An 18,446-nucleotide genomic window follows, 5' to 3' on the forward strand; every position below is an offset into this window, starting at 1 on the left:
CAAATAGGTGCCATGCATTTTCCCCTCATGAACCGCTCCGCCCTGCTGCGCCGGCCGCCTGTGCTGCAGGCCGCCGCTGCCGTCCTGCTGACCAGCGCCTTCATGCTGCCCGCCGCGCGCGCGCAGGCGGCCGAGACGGCCGACAAGGCGTCCACCGGACAGGCCTCGGCCAGCCCGGCGCCATTGACCAAGGGGGAAATCAAGGCCCAGCGCGAATTCAAGATGCTGGACTTCAACAAGGACGGCAAGCTCAGCCGCACCGAAGTGGCGCTGTTCCCGCGCCTGGCGGCGGCCTTCGACGAGGCCGACACCGACAAGGACGGCTACGTCTCCTATGCGGAAGTGCAGGCCTTTGCCGTCAAGTACCGCGCCGAGCGCGACAAGGCGAAGGCCAAGGCGCAGGCCGAAGAGGCAAAGGCCGCCGAGCATGCCGCAGCCGTGTCCGCTGCCAGGGACACGAAGGAAGGCGAAGGCTCAAAGGACTGAGCCTGCGCATTCAGCCACTGACACTCAGAGTCCGCCGGTACGCTTGACCTTGGGTTCCGAATAGGTCAACGGCTCCTCGCGCACCTGCAGCTTGTTGCGGGCCACTTCATCGGCCTTGCTGACCTCCTGGGCCTGCTCCACGGCCATGGCGCTGGCGCGCCACATGGACTGGATGAACTCGATGAGCTGCTTGGAAATCGGCTCCTTGGGCGGCTCCTCGACCTCTTCCTTCTGCTTGATCTCCTCGGCCAGCGTCCAGTCGCGGTTTTCTTGGTCCACCACGGACGGTTTTTCAGGATCGCGAATCACACGGCCTTCGCCGATGCGGTCCGTGGATTCGACAGGATTGGCAGCGTTCACGGGACGCACGGGCACCGCGCCCGACGCGCCGGTGGAGTACAGATCGGCGCTTTGCGGGCGCCACGGTATGGGCGATCGGTCAACAGGTGGAATTGGCATGGCTCGACCCTCTTGCTGGATGTGTGCTGTGGGCGGGAATTTCCCGCCGTCGCCTCATCATCGACAGAACCTGAAAGAACTGAAGCGCTTTTTTTGAAAGACGCCCAGGCCTGCCTCAAACCAAGGGTAAACCCCGAAACCACCCTGACCAGGCGCTAGAGGAAGCGCTCCAGCATCTTGCGCGAGGCACGGTCCAGCGCCGTGCTGTCCGGCACGCTGAACTGCACGCCGTCCTGGCTGGTGATCATCAGGTGCGTGCGGCCCGACAGGCGGCGGATATCCTCCTCGGCCTTGAGCACGAGCTGCGCGGGACCGCGGTCGGTCTCCAGGTCCCAGGTGCTGGGCGTGGAATAGCTGGACACCTTGCGGATGCGCTGGATGACGGGCACGAACTCGCGCACGGCCAGATCCTGCTCGATCAGCGTGCGGGCCTGCGCGGGCAGGTGGTCCATGTGGTCCACCCAAAGCGCCTCCTTGCCATCGGCACAGACGAGGGACAGGCCTTGCAGCGGCGCGGCAATGGGAAAGGCGCGCACGGGCACCACGGATTCATGGCGCGTGCCGTCGGCCAGGATCAGCACCAGGCGGCCATGGGCGTTGCGCTCCACGCGTACGCGGCTCAGATCGGCGCCGGCGGCGCAATGTTGGGCAGTGGACATGGCTTATTCCTCGATGGTGGTTGCGACCAGGGTCAGGCCTGCGGCCTGGGCATCCTCTTCGGCGCGCCGCGCCTGGGCCTGGTACAGGCGCCAGTAGGCGCCCTGCTTTTCCATCAGTTCGTCGTGCGGACCCACTTCCACGATCTCGCCCCGGTCCATGACCACCAGGCGGTCTGCCTTGCGCAGCGTGGACAGGCGGTGGGCAATGGCAATCGTCGTGCGGCCCTGCACCAGGTTGTCCAGCGCCTTCTGGATTTCCTTCTCGGTCTCGGTGTCCACGGCCGAGGTGGCCTCGTCCAGGATCAGGATGCGCGGGTCGATCAGCAGCGCGCGCGCGATGGAGATGCGCTGGCGCTCGCCGCCCGACAGGCCCTGGCCGCGTTCGCCGACCAGGGAGTCATAGCCGTGCGGCAGGCGCAGGATGAATTCATGGGCATGGGCCGCACGCGCGGCCGCCACGATTTCCTCGCGCGTGGCGTCAGGCTTGCCGTAGGCGATGTTCTCGGCAATGGTGCCGAAGAACAGGAAGGGCTCCTGCAGCACCAGGCCGATGTTGCTGCGGAAGTCCGACACCTTGAGCCGGCGGATATCCACGCCGTCGAGCTGGATGGAGCCTTCGCTCACGTCGTAGAAGCGGCTGATCAGGTTGACCAGGGTGCTCTTGCCCGAGCCGCTGTGGCCGACCAGGCCGATCATTTCACCCGGGCGAATCTGCAGATCCAGGTTCTTGATGACGGCGCGGCTGCCGTAGCGGAAGGTCAGGTTGTCCAGCGTGATGGCACCCTGCACGCGCGGCAGCTTGACCGGGTTGACCGGGTCGGGCACGTTGCTCACGTGGTCCAGGATGTCGAAGATGCGCTTGGCGCCGGCTGCCGCCTTCTGTGTGACCGAGACGATGCGGCTCATCGAATCCAGGCGGCTGTAGAAGCGGCCGATGTAGGCGATGAAGGCCGTCAGGATACCGACCGTGATCTGGCCGCCCGCCACCAGCCAGATGCCGAAGCCCCAGACCACCAGCAGGCCGATCTCGGTCAGCAGCGTCACCGTGGGCGTGAACAGCGACCAGGTCTTGTTGACCTTGTCGTTGGCCTGCAGGTTGACCAGATTGGCCTGGGCGAAGCGGTCGGCCTCGCGCTTTTCCTGGGCGAAGGCCTTGACCACGCGGATGCCGGGAATGGTGTCGGCCAGCACATTGGTCACCTCGGACCAGACGCGGTCGATCTTCTCGAAGCCCGTGCGCAGGCGGTCACGCACCAGGTGGATCATCCAGGCGATGAAGGGCAGCGGCACCAGGGTGACCAGGGCCAGCCATGGATTGATGGAGAACAGGATGACCGAGGTCATCACGATCATCAGCACATCGGTCGCAAAATCCAGCGCGTTCAAGGATAGAAACAAATTGATGCGATCTGTTTCCGCCCCGATGCGCGCCATCAGGTCGCCCGTGCGTTTGCTGCCGTAGTAGTCCAGCGACAGCGTCAGCAGGTGGTTGTAGGTGGTCGTGCGCAGGTCCGAGCCAATGCGCTCGGAGACCTTGGCCAGCACGAAGGTGCGCGCCCAGCCCAGGCCCCAGGCCACCAGGGCCGCAGCCAGCAGGCCGCTCAGGTAGAAGACCACCAGGCTGCTGTCGATCTGCTGCCCGTTCTGGAACGGGATCAGGATCTTGTCCACGATGGGAATCGTCAGGTAGGGCGCCACCAGGGTGGCGCCCGTGGAGGCCAGGGTCAGCAAAAAGCCCAGCAGCAGCTGGTGCCGGTAGGGATGGGCAAAGCGCCACAGGCGCAGCAGCACCCAGGTGGAGGTCTGCGGACCCTGCTGGCGCGCGCAGGCCGGGCATTCGTCGGCCTCGGGCGGCAGCTCGGTCTGGCAGGCCGGGCAGCGGGGCACATCGTCCTCGGGCCCGTCGAAGTCCTCGCCACGCGCCATGCGCTCACGCTGGTGATCGAACTGTTGCAGCAGGCGCAATACGCCCGCCTGGTGGCGCAGGGTGAAGCGCCACAGCGCCAGCCGAGCCGCAGGACCATGCAATTCGAGGTTGCCCACGCCGCCGTGGTCCAGCGTACGCAAATTCTGATCGACCGAGAGTATCCACTCACTCCATCGCTGATCCTCAGGATCACAGGCGATGAGGCGCTGGTTGGTCAGGACAACCCAGCCTTCGCCGAAGCGCATATCCAGGGTCAGGTCAACCGTGGCGAGGGCCAGCACGTTTTCATTGGAAGCGAGCCTGGCTCGCAGCTCAGCCCCGCGGGGGCTGGCAAGGAAGGCCGAAACGTCCACAGAATGGTGTTCTTGCATGTTGAGTTGTTTTTCCCGCCCCTGGCGGCTCCTGGTGTCATGCGGGCAACCGCAGCTCCCCGGTGGATATCCCGCGCGTTGCACGGCATACCCTGCTCAACGCGCCAACCCTGGTTTAGGCTGACAAAACTGCGCATGGGTTTTCTGGGCGCACAATCCTCTCCCATTCTCCGGCGATCCGAATCCGGGTCGTCGTTCACGCTTACCCGTTGACCGACATGGCGAAATTCAAAGACATCCAACTCTTGCGCACCACCTACCTGCGTGGACCCAGCGTCTGGACCTACCGTCCCGTGCTGGAGGTCTGGCTGGATCTGGGCGAGCTGGAGGACTATCCCTCGAACAAGCTTCCCGGTTTCAACGAGCGCCTGACGGCCTGGCTGCCCGACCTGGTCGAGCACCACTGCGGCGTGGGCGAGCGCGGCGGCTTCATCCAGCGCCTGGAAGGCGGCACCTGGTGCGGCCACGTGCTGGAGCACATCATCATCGAGCTGCTGAACCTGGCGGGCATGCCTGCCGAGTTCGGCCAGACCCGCGAGATCTCGCAGCGCGGGGTGTACCGCATGGTCTTCCGCTGCCCCGAGGAAACCGTGGCGCGCACGGCCCTGGCTCATGGCCACAGGCTGATCATGGCCGCCATCAATGACGAGCCCTTCGACCTGAAGGCCGCCATCAAGGCCATCAAGACCGAGATCAACGACCGCTACCTGGGCCCGAGCACGGGCTGCATCGTCGATGCGGCCGGCGAGCGCCGCATCCCCCACATCCGCCTCAATGACGGCAACCTCGTGCAACTGGGCTATGGCGCCGCGCAGCGCCGCATCTGGACCGCCGAGAGCGACCAGACCAGCGCCATCGCCGAGGGCATTGCCCAGGACAAGGACTTCACCAAGCGCCTGCTGGCCGCCTGCGGCGTGCCCGTGCCCGAAGGCCAGATCGTCCACAGCCCCGAGGAAGCCTGGGAAGTGGCGCAGGACATCGGCTTTCCCGTCACCGTCAAGCCCTCGGACGGCAACCACGCACGCGGCGTGACGCTGGACCTGCGCGACGAGGCCGACATCAAGGCCGCCTTCGCGCTGGCCCAGCCCGAAGGCTCGGACGTCATCGTCGAACGCTTCATCGACGGCACCGAGCACCGCATCCTGGTCGTGGGCGGCAAGGTGGTTGCCGCCTGCCGTGGCGAGACCGTGAGCGTGGCCGGCAATGGCAAGTCCACGGTTCGCGAACTGGTCGCCGTGGTCAACCAGGACCCGCGCCGCGGCCCCGAGCAGGAATACCCGCTGGACTGGATCAACCTCGAAGCCCCGGCCGTGAAGCTGGAACTCAAGCGCCAGAACGTCACGCCCGACACCATTCCTGCCCAGGGCACCAGCGTGCTGCTGCAGCGCAACGGCAACATGGCCATCGACTGCACCGACGAAGTCCATCCCGAAGTGGCCTACATGGCCACGCTGGCCGCCAAGATCGTGGGCCTGGACATCGCGGGCATGGACATGATCCTGCAGGACGTCTCGCGCCCCATGAAGGAGCAGGGCGGCGCCATCCTCGAAGTCAACGCCGGCCCCGGCCTGCTGATGCATCTGAAGCCCACCAGCGGCGCGCCGCGCCCCGTGGGCATGGCCATCGCCGACCACCTGTTCCCGCGCACCGAAGAGGGCACGGGCGCCGGCCGCATCCCCCTGGTCGGCATTGCCGGCACGCGCAACAACGGTTTCACGGCCCGCCTGGTGGGCTGGCTGCTGCAGTTGTCGGGCAAGCTCACGGGCGTGGCCAGCAGCGAAGGCATGTTCCTGTCCAACCGCCAGACCCAGAAGACCAATACCGCCAACTGGGCCGGCGCCCACCGCCTGCTGACCAACCGCCTGGCCCAGGCCGCCGTCATCCAGACCACGGCCCGCTCCATCCTGGAGGAAGGCCTGGCCTACGACCGCTGCCTGGTCGGCGTGGTCACCGACATGGACGGCTTCGAGCAGTTGCCCGACCATGACGTGCACGAGCAGTCGCAGATGACGCGCGTGATGCGCACCCAGATCGACGTGGTGCTGGACGAAGGCGCGGGCGTCCTCAATGCCGACATCGAGCAGGTGGCCGACCTGGCCCGCCTGTGCGACGGCGAGGTGCTGTTCTATTCGATGCAGGCCGACAGCCCCGTGGTCGCGGCCCACCGTTGCGAGAGCGAAGGCCGTGCCGTCTTCGTGCGCGGCAACCAGGTGATCCTGGCCACGGGCGCCGCCGAGCGCGTGCTGGGCACGCTGGACGCGCTGAGCCTGCCCGGTGGCCTGCGCCCGGACACGCCGGCCCTGCTCGCTGCCATTGCCGCGGCGTGGTCCATGGACATTGCCCCCGACCTCATCGTCGCCGGCATCAAGACCTTCGACTACACGCCGGCCGCCGCTGCAGTTTCCACCGCCGCCGCCTGAGCCCGACCACACGATGACATGCAGGCAGGCCCGGCGACGCGGGCCTGCCCTCCGAAAGAAGACACTATGCAGATCACCCGCATCCGAGCCCTGCGCGGCCCCAATCTCTGGACCCGCAGCACCGCCATCGAAGCCATCGTGCAATGCGAGCCCGGCGACTGTGACTACTCGGCCCTGGCAGGGTTCGAGGACCGGCTGCGCGCACGCTTTCCCAAGATCGGCACGCTGCAGCCGCACGGTGCCGACCAGCGCCTGTCGCTGGCCCATGTGCTGGAAGTGGCGGCCCTGTCGCTGCAGGCCCAGGCCGGCTGCCCCGTGACCTTCAGCCGCACGCACGAGACCGTGGAAGCCGGCACCTACCAGGTGGTGGTGGAGTACACCGAGGAATCCGTGGGCCGCCTGGCCATGGAACAGGCCGATGCGCTGCTGCAGTCGGCACTGGCCGACACGCCCTTCGACGCCGACAAGGTGGTGGCCGAGCTGCGTGAACTCGACGAGGACGAGCGCATCGGCCCCTCCACAGGCTCCATCGTCGATGCGGCCGTGGCGCGCGGCATTCCCATCCGCCGCCTGACCTCGGGCTCGCTGGTGCAACTGGGTTGGGGCTCCAAGGCCCGCCGCATCCAGGCCGCCGAGCTGGACCAGACCAGCGCCGTGGCCGAGTCCATCGCCCAGGACAAGGACCTGACCAAGCGCCTGCTGCACGCCGCCGGCGTGCCCGTGCCGCTGGGCCGCCCCGTCAAGGACGTGGAAGAAGCCTGGCTCGTGGCCCAGGAAGTGGGCCTGCCCGTGGTGGTCAAGCCCCAGGACGGCAACCAGGGCAAGGGCGTGGTGGTCAACATCACCACGCACGAGCAGCTCAAGGCCGCCTTCGCCACCGCCTCGGAATTCGGCGACGACATCATGGTCGAACGCTTCCTGCCGGGCCACGACTTCCGCCTGCTGGTGGTCGGCGGCCAGCTGGTGGCCGCTGCGCGCCGCGAGCCGCCCCAGGTGCTGGGCGACGGCCAGCACACCATCCGCGAACTGGTCGAGCTGGTCAACCAGGACCCGCGCCGCGGCTCGGGCCACGGCACGGCGCTGACCAAGATCCGCCTGGACGACATCGCCATCGCGCGCATCGCCACCGAAGGGCTCACGCCCGAATCCGTGCCGGCCCAGGGCCAGCGCGTGGTGCTGCGCAACAACGCCAACCTGTCCACCGGCGGCAGCGCCACCGATGTGACGGACGACGTGCACCCCGACATCGCCGCGCGCGCCGTCGAGGCCGCCCAGACCATCGGCCTGCACATCTGCGGCGTGGACGTGGTCTGCGAGACCATGCTGCGCCCGCTGGAGGAGCAAAACGGCGGCATCGTCGAAGTCAACGCCGCGCCGGGCCTGCGCATGCACCTGGCGCCGTCCTTCGGCAAGCCCCGCAACGTGGGCGTGCCCATGGTCGATGAGCTGTTCGCACCCGGCCAGGATGGCCGCATCCCGCTGGTGGCCGTCACCGGCACCAATGGCAAGACCACGACCACGCGCCTGATCGCCCACCTGTTCACCTCGCATGGCTGGCGCACGGCCATGACCAATACCGACGGCGTCTACGTCAACGGCCGCCAGATCGACAGCGGCGACTGCTCGGGCCCGCGCAGCGCGCGCAACGCCCTAGCCCACCCCGAGACCGATGCGGCCGTGCTCGAATGCGCGCGCGGCGGCATCCTGCGCGAAGGGCTGGGCTTCGACCGCTGCCAGGTGGCCGTGGTCACCAACGTGGGCGCGGGCGACCACCTGGGCCTGAACTACATCACCACGGTGGAAGACGTGGCCGTGCTCAAGCGCGTCATCGTGCAGAACGTGGCCGCCGACGGCTATGCCGTGCTCAACGCCGCCGACCCGCTGGTGGCGGCCATGGCCTCCACCTCGCCGGGCAAGGTCATCTATTTCGCGGCCGACCGCCACCACCCCGTGATGGCCACGCACCGCGCCCAGGGCAACCGCGTGGTCTACGTGGACGGCGACAGCATCGTTGCGGCCGAAAGTTCGTGGCGCGAGACCATCGCCCTGCGCGAGATCCCCATCACGCGCAACGGCACCATCACCTTCCAGGTGGAGAACGTCATGGCCGCCATCGCCGCCGCCTGGGGCGTGGGTCTGCCGTGGCAGACCATCCGCCGCGGGCTGGCCGGCTTCGTCAACGACAGCGACAACGCCCCCGGACGCTTCAACGTCATGGACTACCGTGGCGCCACGCTGATCGCCGACTACGGCCACAACCCCGACGCCATCCGCGCCCTGGTGCAGGCCGTGGATGCCATGCCGGCCCAGCGCCGCAGTGTGGTCATCAGCGGCGCGGGCGACCGCCGCGACCAGGACATCACCGAGCAGACCCAGATCCTGGGCAAGGCCTTCGACGACGTCATCCTCTACCAGGATGCCTGCCAGCGCGGCCGCGCCGACGGTGAAGTCCTGGCCCTGCTGCAGCAAGGCCTGCAAGGCGCACCGCGCACCGACTACGTGACCCAGATCCAGGGTGAGTTCAACGCCATCGACCATGCGCTGGCGCGGCTGACGCCCGGCGACCTGTGCCTGGTGCTGGTGGACCAGGTCGAGGAAGCCCTCGAACACCTGCGCCGCCATGTGGCGGGTGAGGCCTGATATGAACGGCCGCGCCTTGCTCACGGCCGCTCTGGCCACGCTGCTGCTGGGCGCCTGCGGTGCGCGCGCCGAGCAGGTGGGCGCGGTGGACACGGTGTTCAAGTTCATAGGCCCGGACCACAAGATCGTGGTCGATGCCTATGACGATCCCAAGGTGGCGGGCGTGACCTGCTATGTCTCGCGCGCCAAGACCGGCGGCATCAAGGGTGGCCTGGGCCTGGCCGAGGACCGCGCCGAAGCCTCGATCAGCTGCGTGCAGACCGGACCCATCCAGATCCCTGCGCCGCTCAAGCAGCAGGACGAGGTGTTTACCGAACGCATCTCGCTGCTGTTCAAGCGCCTGCGCGTGGTGCGCATGGTCGATGCGCAGCGCAACACCCTGGTCTACATGACCTACTCGGACCGCGTGATCGAAGGCTCGCCGCAGAACAGCGTCACGGCCGTGCCCGTGCCGCGCAACACGCCGATACCGCTGCAAAAGTAGCCTGGGCTCATTCCTGCGCCTGGGACCTGCAGGCCTGCACGAAGGCCGCCAGCGCCGGCGAGCGGCGCTTGCCCGCCCGCTGCACCAGCGAGAAATCCCGCCACATGCGCGGCAGCGTGGTCGGCAGCACGGCCAGCTCTCCCGAGGCGACCAGGGCCTGCACCAGCACGCGCGACAGGCAGCTGACACCCAGGCCCTGCGCCACGCAGCGCGCAATCGCCTCCGAACTGCCCAGCGTGGCGGCGGCCGGCAACTGGTGCAGATGCGGCAGCAAGGCATGCTCCACCATCTCGCGCGTGCCCGAGCCCGGCTCGCGCAGCAGCCAGCGCGCACCGCGCAAGGCGGCCACGCCCAGCGGGCGCTGGCCTGCGGCCTGCACCAGCGGGTCCTGTGCTGCAGCCACGATGACGAGTTCGTCACGCATCCAGGGCTCGACCTCCAGCCCGGGCCAGTGGCTGGTGCCCTCGATCAGGCCCAGGTCCACGTCCAGCGATTCCACGGCCTGGCCCACCTCGCGCGTGTTGGCGATCTGCAGGTCCACGCTCAGGTGCGGATGGCTGCGCGCCAGGTGCGCGAGCACGGCCGGCAGCGCATAGGTGCCTATGGTGGTGCTGGCTGCCACGCGCAGACGCACGGGCAGGCTGGCGGCCCGCACCGAAAACGCCTGCTCTATGCCCCTGGCCTGCTCCAGCAGCGCCAGCGCCTCGGGCAGCAGGGCGCGCCCCGCGTCGTTGAGCGCCAGCCGCCGGCCCACGCGCTCGAACAGCTGGGCGCCCATGGCCTGCTCCAGCTGCTGCAGCGCGGCGCTGGTGGCCGACTGCGACAGGGCCACGGCATCGGCCGCCGCCACGGTGGAGCCGGCCTGGGCAACGGCGCAGAAGATTTCGAGCTGTCGCAGGGTGAGGTGCAGCATGGCGTGCAGTCTGGACGAGGCATCAACCTGTTTCCCCGGTTGATGCTACAAAAACTATTCGTTATACGAATATAGCCAAGAAATCTAAAGTGCCTCCCATGCACCGCGCTCCTGACGCGGCGCGCAGGCACCATGAACACCACTTCCCTCCCACGCTCCTCCCTCCCTGGCTGGCTTCGCCATTTGACCGAGCTTGCGCCCGGCCTGCTGCTGGCAGGCGCCATTGCCGCAGCCGCCACCTGGGGCGCACGCCAGCCCCTGCTGGCCGGCTCGGGCCTGAGTGCACTGACGCTGGCCATCTGCATCGGCCTGGTCATCGGCAACACCGTCTATCCGCGCCTGGCGCCCAGCTGCCATGCCGGCGTGGGCCTGGCCAAGCAGCGCCTGCTGCGCGCGGGCATCGTGCTCTACGGCCTGCGGCTGACCTTCCAGGACATAGGCCATGTGGGCATGGCCGGCGTGGTGGTCGATGCCCTGGTGCTGGGTAGCACCTTCTTGCTGGCGCAGTGGCTGGGCCGCCGCGTCTTCGGGCTGGATGCGCGCACCACGGTGCTGATCGGCGCGGGCAGCTCCATCTGCGGCGCCGCTGCCGTGCTGGCCACCGAACCCGTGATCAAGGGACGTGCCGAAGACGTGGCCGTGGCCGTGGCCACCGTGGTGGTCTTCGGCACCGTGGGCACCTTTCTCTACCCCGCGCTGTTCCACTGGAACGCCGCCCACGGCTGGCTGGACATGTCGCCCGCGCAGTACGGGCTGTACGTGGGCTCCACCGTGCATGAGGTGGCCCAGGTCGTGGCCGCCGGCGAAGCCATTGCGCCCGAAGCCGCCGACGTGGCGGTGATCTCCAAGATGGTGCGCGTGATGATGCTCGCCCCCTTCCTGCTGCTGCTGTCCATGGCGGTGGCGCGCGGCAACCGCAGCAGCCAGATGAGCGACGGCCAGCCGCGCCGCATCACCATTCCCTGGTTCGCGCTGGGCTTCGTCGCCATGGCCGGCGTGAACTCGCTGGGCGTGCTGCCCGCTGCCGTGGTGCAGGTGGGCGTGCAGCTGGACAACGCGCTGCTGGCCGTGGCCATGGCGGCCCTGGGCCTGACCACCCATGTCCGCGCCGTGCGTGCCGCAGGCACGAAGCCCCTGCTGCTGGCCGCCTTGCTGTTCGCATGGCTTCTGGTGGCGGGCCTGCTCTTCAACCGCTGGGTGCCCGGCCTGCTCTGAAGCTGCCAGCATCCATCGACCGGCCCTGCGAGGCATCGTCTCGCAGGGCCTTTTTCATGGACGGCCTGCCTTCCAGAACAAGGGAATACCCTTAAATCAAATGCAGGCACAATTAATTTGCAATGCAAATTAATTGAACTACAAAGATAATCGAGGCATGTCCTTTGCCTCTGCCCCTCCCCGCGCCCGTCTCGGCTTTCTCATGGTCACCCTGGTACGCCAATGGCGCCGCCAGGTCGAGGAACAACTGCTGGCCGACGGCCTGACCGACGCCACCTGGGCGCCGCTGATCCACCTGCGCGCCTGGGGCGATGGCGTCACGCAAAAGGAACTGGCCGAGCGCGTGGGGCTGGATGGCTCCAGCCTGGTGCGCCTGCTCGATATTCTGGAAGGCCATGGATGGGTGGAGCGCCGCGCCGACCCCGGTGACCGGCGCAGCAAGCGCATCTTCCTGACCGATGAAGGCAACGGCGCCGTGGACCGCGTGCGCGCCACCATGCTGCAGGCCGAGCTGGCCATGCTGCAGGACCTGGACGATGCCGAGGTCGAGGCCATGCTGGCCGGCATGGCCAAGATCCAGGCGCGCATGGGCGCGCTGCGCACGGAAGGCGCGCCATGAGCGCCCTCCACGATGCCTATGGCCGCCTGCTGCAGGCCTCGGCCCGCTGGGGTTTCGACCCCGTGCGCCTGCGCCAGCACCTGCGCACGGCCTTCGCCGCCTGCCTGGCCTTGCTGGCCGCATGGCAGCTGGGGCTGGAGCATCCGCAGTGGGCCGCCATGGCCACCTGGGCCGCATCCCAGCCGCTGCGCGGGCAACTGGTCGAGAAAAGCTTTTTCCGGGTCGCAGGCACCGTGGCCGGCACGGCCGTCGGCGTGGGCCTGGTGCTGCTGGCCCAGGGCAATCTGCTGTGGCTGGTGCTGGGCCTGGCCGTCTGGCTGGGCCTGTGTGCGGGCGTGGGCAATCTGCAGCGCAGCTTCGTGGCCTACGGCACCATGCTGGCCGGCTATTCGGCAGCCATGGTGGCGCTGCTGGACTTCGCCCATCCCGAGCAGGTCTTCGCCCTGGGCTGGGACCGGCTGTTCACCGCGCTGACCGGCGTGTTCGCAGCCTTGCTCGTGGGCTGGCTGTTCACGCCCAAGGGCAGCGGCATTCCCGGCAATGCCGAGGTACGCCAGCTGTTTGCCCGGCTGCTGCGCGATCTGGCCGACAGCCTGCAGGCGCGCGGCCGTTCGTCACTGGGCTCGCAGGAGATCGCCGCCCGCCTGCTGGCCATGGCGGTGATCGAGGAGGGGCTGGACCCGCACGCCGCAGGATCGCAGCGCTCGCGCGAGGCCGTGCACGCGCTGCGCCGACTCATGAATGCCCAGATCTCGGCCCTGCTGTGGCTGCGCGATGCACCATCGCAGGAGCCGCCTGCGGCCTTTGGCGACGCGCAGGCCCTGGCCGCCGCGCAGGCGCTGCGCGAAGCCGCTGTGGCACTGGAGACGCGCGTGCAGTTGCACGAGGCCGCGGCGGCCCTGATACGCGCACGCGAGTCCGCCGTAACCTGGCCCGGCGCGGCCGACATGCTGGCCCCGATGGGCTTTGCACTGCAGGCCCACCTGGCCGCCACCCACGACGTGGCGCTGCCGCCCGGCCACCGCGCGCGCCAATGGCCCGTGGTGCTGCACAGCGACTGGCTGGGCGCGCGCCGCGCCATGCTGCGCGCCAGCGCGGCCATCGCCATCGTGGGCCTGCTGTGGGTGGCCTCGGGCTGGAGCGGCGGCGCCTACATGCTGCTGGGCATGTCCATCATGCTGACCGTGTTCTCGGGCTTCGAGAACCCGTCGGCCACCATGCGCCATGTGACCCTGGGCCAGGCCATGGGCGTGCTGGTGGCCCTGGCCTGCCAGTGGCTGGTCTGGCCGTTCGCCAGCAGCCAGGCGGGCCTGGTGTGGCTGATGCTGCCCTTCGTCTTCGTGGGCGCGCTGCTGTTCTCGCACCAGCGCACCGCGCTCTCGGGCTATGACTGCAACATGGTGCTGCTGCTCCTGCTGCAGCCCCACTACCCGCAGACGGCCAGCTTCGGCCATGCGCTGGCCCTGGGGCTGGCGGTGGTGTCCGGGCCGCTGGCCGGCTGGGCTGCCTACCGATTCATCCTGCCGGTCACGCTGCAGGGACGGCTGCAGGGCCTGCGCTCCATGATGGTCCACGAGCTGCAGGACATGGCCGCCACGCCCGGCCATGCGCGCGATGGCCGCATCTGGCGTGCCCGCCTGTACCACCGGCTGCTGCGCCTGGTGCGCATGTCGGAGCAGGCCGGAGGGCAGCTGGGTGCGCAGGCAGCGGAGTGCGGCCTGGCCGCCCTGCATGTGGGCCGCGCCATCCAGGCGCTGCACCAGCTGTCCGGGGAAGCGGCCCTGGGCGACGGCACGGCCCGCGCCGTGCGCGCCGCGCTGCTGCGCCTGCAGCGGCTGCAGCAGGCGCCCGGCCAGTGCCCGCCGCTTTTGCGCGCGCTGGCGCAGCGCGTGGCCGAACGCCACCCCGACCAGGCCCGCCAGCTGCGCCATGCCGCGCACGAGATCGCGCAGCACGAAGCCTTCTTCCGCAATGCCGGCTGAAGCACGGACCCATGCCAGAATGAACGGCTAAGGCCAGCCCAGGCCGGCAGCGCCCCACGCTCCCTGTCCCCCTGTTGCAAGGAAAGCATCCATGTCGTGGAGCGACACCACCATCACCTCACAGCGCCTGGCGCTGCGCCCCTTCACTGCCGCCGATGCCGATGAGGCCTTTGCCTGCATCACGCCCACGTTGACGCGCTACCTGTCGTTCGAGCCGCCATCGGCGCCTGCCGATTTCGAGGCGGTCTGGCGCGGATGGCTGCGAGAGATCTCAGCCGGCACGGACTTCAACTTCACGCTGCGCGAGCGCGCGTCAGGCCGATTCACCGGCCTGCTGGGCCTGCACCGCGCGCGCGATGCCGAGCCCGAACTCGGCATCTGGATACGCGAGGACGCGCATGGCCAGGGCCATGGCCGCGAGGCCGTTGCCGCCCTGGCCGCCTGGGCCGCGGAAACCTTCGCCCCACAGTCCTTCAGCTACCCGGTGGCCGAGGCCAACACGGCCAGCCGGCGCATCGCCGAAGGATTGGGCGGAGTCGTCGTGGAGCAGCAGCAGCGGCCCAAGTACGCGGCCGTCATCTACCGCATTCCCGCGCGCAAGCCGCGCCCATGAAAAACGGCCCCCTCAGGGGCCGTTCATCGTTCAGCCGGTCATGATCACACGGCGGCAATGGACACGGCCTTGGAGACCAGGTAGGCCTCCAGCGCCTCGGGTCCGCCTTCGGAGCCGTAGCCCGAGTCCTTGATGCCGCCGAACGGCATCTCGGCCGAGGCCACGGCCGGCTGGTTGATCCACAGCATGCCGGCCTCGACCTGCTGCGCCAGCTGGTGAGCGGTCTTGATGGAGCGCGTGAACGCATAGGCGGCCAGGCCATAGGACAGGCGGTTGGCCTCGGCGATGGCATCGCCCAGATCGTCGAAGCCGCGGATGGCAGCCACGGGGCCGAAAGGCTCCTGGTTGAAGATCTCGGCGCTCAGCGGCACATCGCCCAGCACCGTGGGTGCAAAGTAGTTGCCCTTGTCGCCCAGGGAGCCGCCGCCCGTGAGCAGCTTGGCGCCCTGCTTTTGCGCGTCCTCGATGAAATGGGCCAGTGCGGTGACGCGGCGCGGATTGGCCAGCGGGCCCATCTGCGTGCCCTGCACCAGGCCATCGCCGACCTTGAGGCCTTCGGCATGCGCCACCATGGCGCGTGTGAACTCCTCGCGCACGCTGTTGTGCACCAGAAAGCGCGTGGGCGAGATGCAGACCTGGCCTGCATTGCGGAACTTGGCCGCCCCCGCCGCCTTGACGGCCAGCGCCACGTCGGCATCCTCGGCCACGATGACCGGCGCGTGGCCGCCCAGCTCCATGGTCGAGCGCTTCATGTGCTGGCCGGCCAGCGCCGCCAGCTGCTTGCCCACGGGCGTGGAACCCGTGAACGTGACCTTGCGGATCACGGGATGGGCGATCAGGTAGGAGGAAATCTGGGCCGGATCGCCGAACACCAGGCCCACCACCCCGGCCGGCACGCCGGCATCGACAAAGCACTTGAACAGGGCGGCAGGCGCGGCCGGCGTTTCCTCGGGCGCCTTGCACAGGAAGGAGCAGCCCGTGGCCAGCGCCGCGCCGATCTTGCGCACGATCTGGTTGACGGGGAAGTTCCAGGGCGTGAAGGCGGCTACGGGGCCCACGGGCTCCTTGATCACCAGCTGCTGCACCTCGGGACGGCGCGAGGGCACGATGCGGCCATACACGCGCAGCGCCTCGTCGGCAAACCATTCGATGATGCCCACGCCGGCCAGGATCTCGCCCTTGGCCTCGGCCAGCGGCTTGCCCTGCTCCTGCGTCAGCAGGGCGGCGATCTCGTCGGCCCGGTCCTTGAGCAGGGCTGCGGCACGGCGCATGGCGGCTCCGCGCTCATGGGCGGAGACCTTGCGCCAGGTCTCGAAGCCGCGCTGAGCGGCGGCCAGCGCACGGTCCAGGTCGGCCACGTCGGCATGGGCCACATGGCCGATGACCTCGCCGCTGGCCGGATTGCGCACGGGAATCTTCCTGCCGCTGGCGGCGTCCTGCCATTGGCCGTCGATCAGGAGTTGGGTGTCGGAGTAGGAGTGGCTCATGCTGGATCAGATCCTTGGTAGATGACAGGGGGCAGATGTGTGGGGCAGGCACGGCGCTCGCAGTGTCCGCACCCGGCTGCCGCTGCAGCGCAGCGACCATTCTAGGAAGCGCCGGACGGCCCTGCCGTCACCGGGCTGTCACGCACACAACACCTAAAATGCCCGGGTTTCGCAATATCCACCAATCCGTTGAGAGGGAGCTCATGACCGATCTTTTCGACACCACTGCGCGCAGGGGCTTGCGCAGCGTCGCGCTGGCGCTCGCCCTGGCCGGCAGCCTGGGGCTGGCATGGGGGCAGGAGGGCGCCACAGATGTGCCTCAGTTCATCCCCCGCATGAGCGTGGACTCGCGCGTCCAGCCGCAGGACACGCCTCGGGAGTTCCTGGCTTCGCGCAGCATGTCTTCCCCCGCAGCCGTCACCCCCATGCCGCTGCGCGTGGAACTGGGTCCATGGAAGGACGTACGCGCCGCCTCGGCTGCCGTGGGTGGCGCCCTGCAGGTCGGCGCACAGCGCCTGAGCAACCAGACAGGCAGCACACGGGCCCTGGGCGGGCAGTTGCAATGGAAGGCCTCTGCCGATGGAGGCATCACTGCCGCCGTCAGCGTGCGCTCAGAAGGCGCCTACGGCATCCGACTGGGCGTGGAAATCGACCAGTTGCCTGGCAGCGCACTGCTGCGCATCTATGCGCAGGGCGACCGCGCCAGCGCCTATGAAATTTCGGGCCAGCGCGTGCTGCAACTGCTGCAGGCCAACAAGGACGCCGGTGACGACACTGCCGAAGGCCGCACTTGGTGGACGCCTGACACGGGCGGTGACGAAGCAACGCTGGAGATCGATCTGCCCCCAGGTGTCCCGGCCGACACGCTGCGCATCGCCATCCCGCGCGTGATGCATGTGCATGAGAACCTCTCGCTTCCGCTGGAAGGCGAAATGCAGTTCTCGGCTCAGCTCAACGAGGCAGTGTCCTGCCACTTGGACTCCACCTGCTACGACGCATACAGTTCGCAGCGCAATGCCGTGGCCCGCATGTTGTACGTGAAGAATGGCGGGGGCTATTTGTGTACGGGTACGCTGCTCAATGACCAAGCCTCTTCCGGCACACCGTATTTCATCACGGCAAACCATTGCATCAGCAGCCAGACTGAAGCATCCTCCCTGGAAACCTCCTGGTTCTATCGCACTCCCTCCTGCAACAGCCGCACGCTGTCCTCTGCAAGCAAAGTGCTCAGGAACGGTGCCACCTTGCTCTATGCGACGGCGACCTACGACTCGACCCTGCTGCGCCTCAATGAAGCGCCTCCGGCTGGCGCCGTCTTTGCAGGCTGGAGCAGCAAGGTGGTGGAGCGTGGCAGCAGCATGGTCGGCATCCACCATCCTCGAGGCGATCTTCAGAAAATCAGCTTTGGAACAGTCTATGGATCCGTGGCGTGCGAACCATCCAGCGAAGGCAGGATGAATTGCTATGACCGCAGCGGCGGCTTCAACCTCGTGACATGGAACCGGGGATTGACCGAAGGGGGCAGCAGTGGCTCGGGCATGTTCCTGGATGGACGTCTGGTCGGCGTGCTCTACGGTGGCGACGACCAGACCTGCCCCGCTTCCGGGGGGACGTCGATCTATGGGCGCTTTGACCTGCTCTTCCCCAATGTGCAGAAGTGGCTTGCTGCAGACACGGGCACGGGCGGCGTCGGCACCGGACAGGCCCGCACCGCCATCTACCGCTTCTTCAACCGCCAGACCGGCGCTCACTTCTATACCGCCAGCGCCTCCGAGCGCGACTATGTGGTGGCCACCTACCCGGCCTTCCAGTACGAGAACGTGGCCTTCTATGCGTCCACCCAGCCGCAGCAGGGCCTGGACCCTGTGTTCCGCTTCTTCAACACGGCCTCCGGCGCACACTTCTTCACCATCAGCCAGCCTGAACGTGACTACGTGCTCGCAACCTATCCCAGCTTCAAGAGCGAGGGCACGTCCTGGTATGCCCAGACGGCCGCCGGCAATGGCACCGTTCCCATGTTCCGCTTCTTCAACGTGCAGACAGGCACGCACTTCTACACGGCCAACGCGGCTGAACGCGATTTCGTGATCGCCAGCTATCCCGTTTTCAAGTACGAAGGTGTCGCCTACTACGTCTGGAACTCGCAGTAAGCACAGCGCACTGCACTTGCT

General features: G+C 68.1%; 14 protein-coding genes. 9 read left to right on the forward strand and 5 right to left on the reverse strand.

Annotated elements, in window-relative coordinates; all coding sequences use genetic code 11:
* The first annotated feature begins 12 nt into the window (after nt 1-12).
* A complete protein-coding gene (locus ACF8ME_RS03550) occupies nt 13-486 on the forward strand; it encodes an EF-hand domain-containing protein (RefSeq protein WP_016448744.1) in 474 nt (157 codons plus the stop codon).
* 24 nt (nt 487-510) lie between these two features.
* Here the strand turns inward: ACF8ME_RS03550 and ACF8ME_RS03555 are convergent, their stop codons facing one another.
* From ACF8ME_RS03555 to ACF8ME_RS03565, 3 genes are all read right to left on the reverse strand, one after another.
* Nucleotides 511-945 carry a hypothetical protein gene (locus ACF8ME_RS03555; RefSeq protein ID WP_047218877.1) on the reverse strand — a complete coding sequence of 145 codons (435 nt, stop codon included), beginning with the start codon at nt 943-945 and terminating at the stop codon, nt 511-513.
* Nucleotides 946-1,100: 155 nt separating this feature from the next.
* Nucleotides 1,101-1,604: a DUF1854 domain-containing protein gene (locus ACF8ME_RS03560; protein ID WP_016448746.1), complete on the reverse strand. Its 504-nt coding sequence runs from the start codon at nt 1,602-1,604 to the stop codon at nt 1,101-1,103.
* A gap of 3 nt (nt 1,605-1,607) precedes the next feature.
* Nucleotides 1,608-3,902, reverse strand: coding sequence for an ABC transporter ATP-binding protein (locus ACF8ME_RS03565; RefSeq protein WP_016448747.1), 2,295 nt, complete (start codon nt 3,900-3,902; stop codon nt 1,608-1,610).
* A gap of 218 nt (nt 3,903-4,120) precedes the next feature.
* Here ACF8ME_RS03565 and cphA (ACF8ME_RS03570) point away from each other — a divergent pair, with 218 nt between their 5' ends.
* From cphA (ACF8ME_RS03570) to ACF8ME_RS03580, 3 genes are all read left to right on the forward strand, one after another.
* Nucleotides 4,121-6,322: a cyanophycin synthetase gene (gene cphA / locus ACF8ME_RS03570; RefSeq protein ID WP_016450863.1), complete on the forward strand. Its 2,202-nt coding sequence runs from the start codon at nt 4,121-4,123 to the stop codon at nt 6,320-6,322.
* Nucleotides 6,323-6,388: 66 nt separating this feature from the next.
* Nucleotides 6,389-8,962 carry a cyanophycin synthetase gene (gene cphA, locus ACF8ME_RS03575; protein WP_392415264.1) on the forward strand — a complete coding sequence of 858 codons (2,574 nt, stop codon included), beginning with the start codon at nt 6,389-6,391 and terminating at the stop codon, nt 8,960-8,962.
* A gap of 1 nt (nt 8,963) precedes the next feature.
* Complete coding sequence (locus ACF8ME_RS03580) at nt 8,964-9,446, forward strand: CreA family protein (protein ID WP_016448750.1); 483 nt, start codon at nt 8,964-8,966, stop codon at nt 9,444-9,446.
* 7 nt (nt 9,447-9,453) lie between these two features.
* Here ACF8ME_RS03580 and ACF8ME_RS03585 read toward each other — a convergent pair whose 3' ends face one another.
* Nucleotides 9,454-10,359: a LysR family transcriptional regulator gene (locus ACF8ME_RS03585; RefSeq protein WP_016450860.1), complete on the reverse strand. Its 906-nt coding sequence runs from the start codon at nt 10,357-10,359 to the stop codon at nt 9,454-9,456.
* A gap of 132 nt (nt 10,360-10,491) precedes the next feature.
* Between ACF8ME_RS03585 and ACF8ME_RS03590 the strand changes: the two genes are divergently transcribed.
* The 4 genes from ACF8ME_RS03590 (at nt 10,492) to ACF8ME_RS03605 (ending at nt 14,788) form a co-directional block, all read left to right on the forward strand.
* Nucleotides 10,492-11,574 carry a YeiH family protein gene (locus ACF8ME_RS03590; protein WP_026062025.1) on the forward strand — a complete coding sequence of 361 codons (1,083 nt, stop codon included), beginning with the start codon at nt 10,492-10,494 and terminating at the stop codon, nt 11,572-11,574.
* A gap of 157 nt (nt 11,575-11,731) precedes the next feature.
* The gene (locus ACF8ME_RS03595; protein ID WP_016448753.1) at nt 11,732-12,193 is read left to right on the forward strand and encodes a MarR family winged helix-turn-helix transcriptional regulator; all 462 of its coding nucleotides are present in this window, start codon (nt 11,732-11,734) and stop codon (nt 12,191-12,193) included.
* On the forward strand, nt 12,190-14,175 hold the full coding sequence (locus tag ACF8ME_RS03600; RefSeq protein ID WP_392415267.1) for an FUSC family protein: 1,986 nt from the start codon (nt 12,190-12,192) through the stop codon (nt 14,173-14,175). The genes ACF8ME_RS03595 and ACF8ME_RS03600 overlap by 4 nt, the downstream gene beginning before the upstream one ends.
* A gap of 91 nt (nt 14,176-14,266) precedes the next feature.
* A complete protein-coding gene (locus tag ACF8ME_RS03605; protein WP_392415268.1) occupies nt 14,267-14,788 on the forward strand; it encodes a GNAT family N-acetyltransferase in 522 nt (173 codons plus the stop codon).
* 44 nt (nt 14,789-14,832) lie between these two features.
* On the opposite strand, the gene ACF8ME_RS03610 is transcribed toward ACF8ME_RS03605, so the two are convergent.
* Nucleotides 14,833-16,275: an NAD-dependent succinate-semialdehyde dehydrogenase gene (locus ACF8ME_RS03610; RefSeq protein WP_016448756.1), complete on the reverse strand. Its 1,443-nt coding sequence runs from the start codon at nt 16,273-16,275 to the stop codon at nt 14,833-14,835.
* A 203-nt stretch (nt 16,276-16,478) separates the two neighbouring features.
* Between ACF8ME_RS03610 and ACF8ME_RS03615 the strand changes: the two genes are divergently transcribed.
* The gene (locus ACF8ME_RS03615; protein ID WP_392415270.1) at nt 16,479-18,425 is read left to right on the forward strand and encodes a trypsin-like peptidase domain-containing protein; all 1,947 of its coding nucleotides are present in this window, start codon (nt 16,479-16,481) and stop codon (nt 18,423-18,425) included.
* The last annotated feature ends 21 nt before the right edge of the window (nt 18,426-18,446 follow it).

Origin of the sequence: Delftia sp. WSY_7 (assembly GCF_043104845.1) — a bacterium.
Lineage (GTDB): Bacteria > Pseudomonadota > Gammaproteobacteria > Burkholderiales > Burkholderiaceae_C > Comamonas > Comamonas tsuruhatensis.

What these genes read in the sequence shown, in the direction of transcription:
- ACF8ME_RS03600 (WP_392415267.1), top strand. Translation starts at nt 12,190, where the DNA reads ATGAGCGCCCTCCACGATGCCTATGGCCGCCTGCTGCAGGCCTCGGCC.
- ACF8ME_RS03610 (WP_016448756.1), bottom strand. Translation starts at nt 16,275, where the DNA reads ATGAGCCACTCCTACTCCGACACCCAACTCCTGATCGACGGCCAATGG.
- ACF8ME_RS03585 (WP_016450860.1), bottom strand. Translation starts at nt 10,359, where the DNA reads ATGCTGCACCTCACCCTGCGACAGCTCGAAATCTTCTGCGCCGTTGCC.
- ACF8ME_RS03560 (WP_016448746.1), bottom strand. Translation starts at nt 1,604, where the DNA reads ATGTCCACTGCCCAACATTGCGCCGCCGGCGCCGATCTGAGCCGCGTA.
- ACF8ME_RS03595 (WP_016448753.1), top strand. Translation starts at nt 11,732, where the DNA reads ATGTCCTTTGCCTCTGCCCCTCCCCGCGCCCGTCTCGGCTTTCTCATG.
- ACF8ME_RS03565 (WP_016448747.1), bottom strand. Translation starts at nt 3,902, where the DNA reads ATGCAAGAACACCATTCTGTGGACGTTTCGGCCTTCCTTGCCAGCCCC.
- ACF8ME_RS03590 (WP_026062025.1), top strand. Translation starts at nt 10,492, where the DNA reads ATGAACACCACTTCCCTCCCACGCTCCTCCCTCCCTGGCTGGCTTCGC.
- cphA (WP_016450863.1), top strand. Translation starts at nt 4,121, where the DNA reads ATGGCGAAATTCAAAGACATCCAACTCTTGCGCACCACCTACCTGCGT.
- ACF8ME_RS03555 (WP_047218877.1), bottom strand. Translation starts at nt 945, where the DNA reads ATGCCAATTCCACCTGTTGACCGATCGCCCATACCGTGGCGCCCGCAA.
- ACF8ME_RS03605 (WP_392415268.1), top strand. Translation starts at nt 14,267, where the DNA reads ATGTCGTGGAGCGACACCACCATCACCTCACAGCGCCTGGCGCTGCGC.
- ACF8ME_RS03580 (WP_016448750.1), top strand. Translation starts at nt 8,964, where the DNA reads ATGAACGGCCGCGCCTTGCTCACGGCCGCTCTGGCCACGCTGCTGCTG.
- cphA (WP_392415264.1), top strand. Translation starts at nt 6,389, where the DNA reads ATGCAGATCACCCGCATCCGAGCCCTGCGCGGCCCCAATCTCTGGACC.
- ACF8ME_RS03550 (WP_016448744.1), top strand. Translation starts at nt 13, where the DNA reads ATGCATTTTCCCCTCATGAACCGCTCCGCCCTGCTGCGCCGGCCGCCT.
- ACF8ME_RS03615 (WP_392415270.1), top strand. Translation starts at nt 16,479, where the DNA reads ATGACCGATCTTTTCGACACCACTGCGCGCAGGGGCTTGCGCAGCGTC.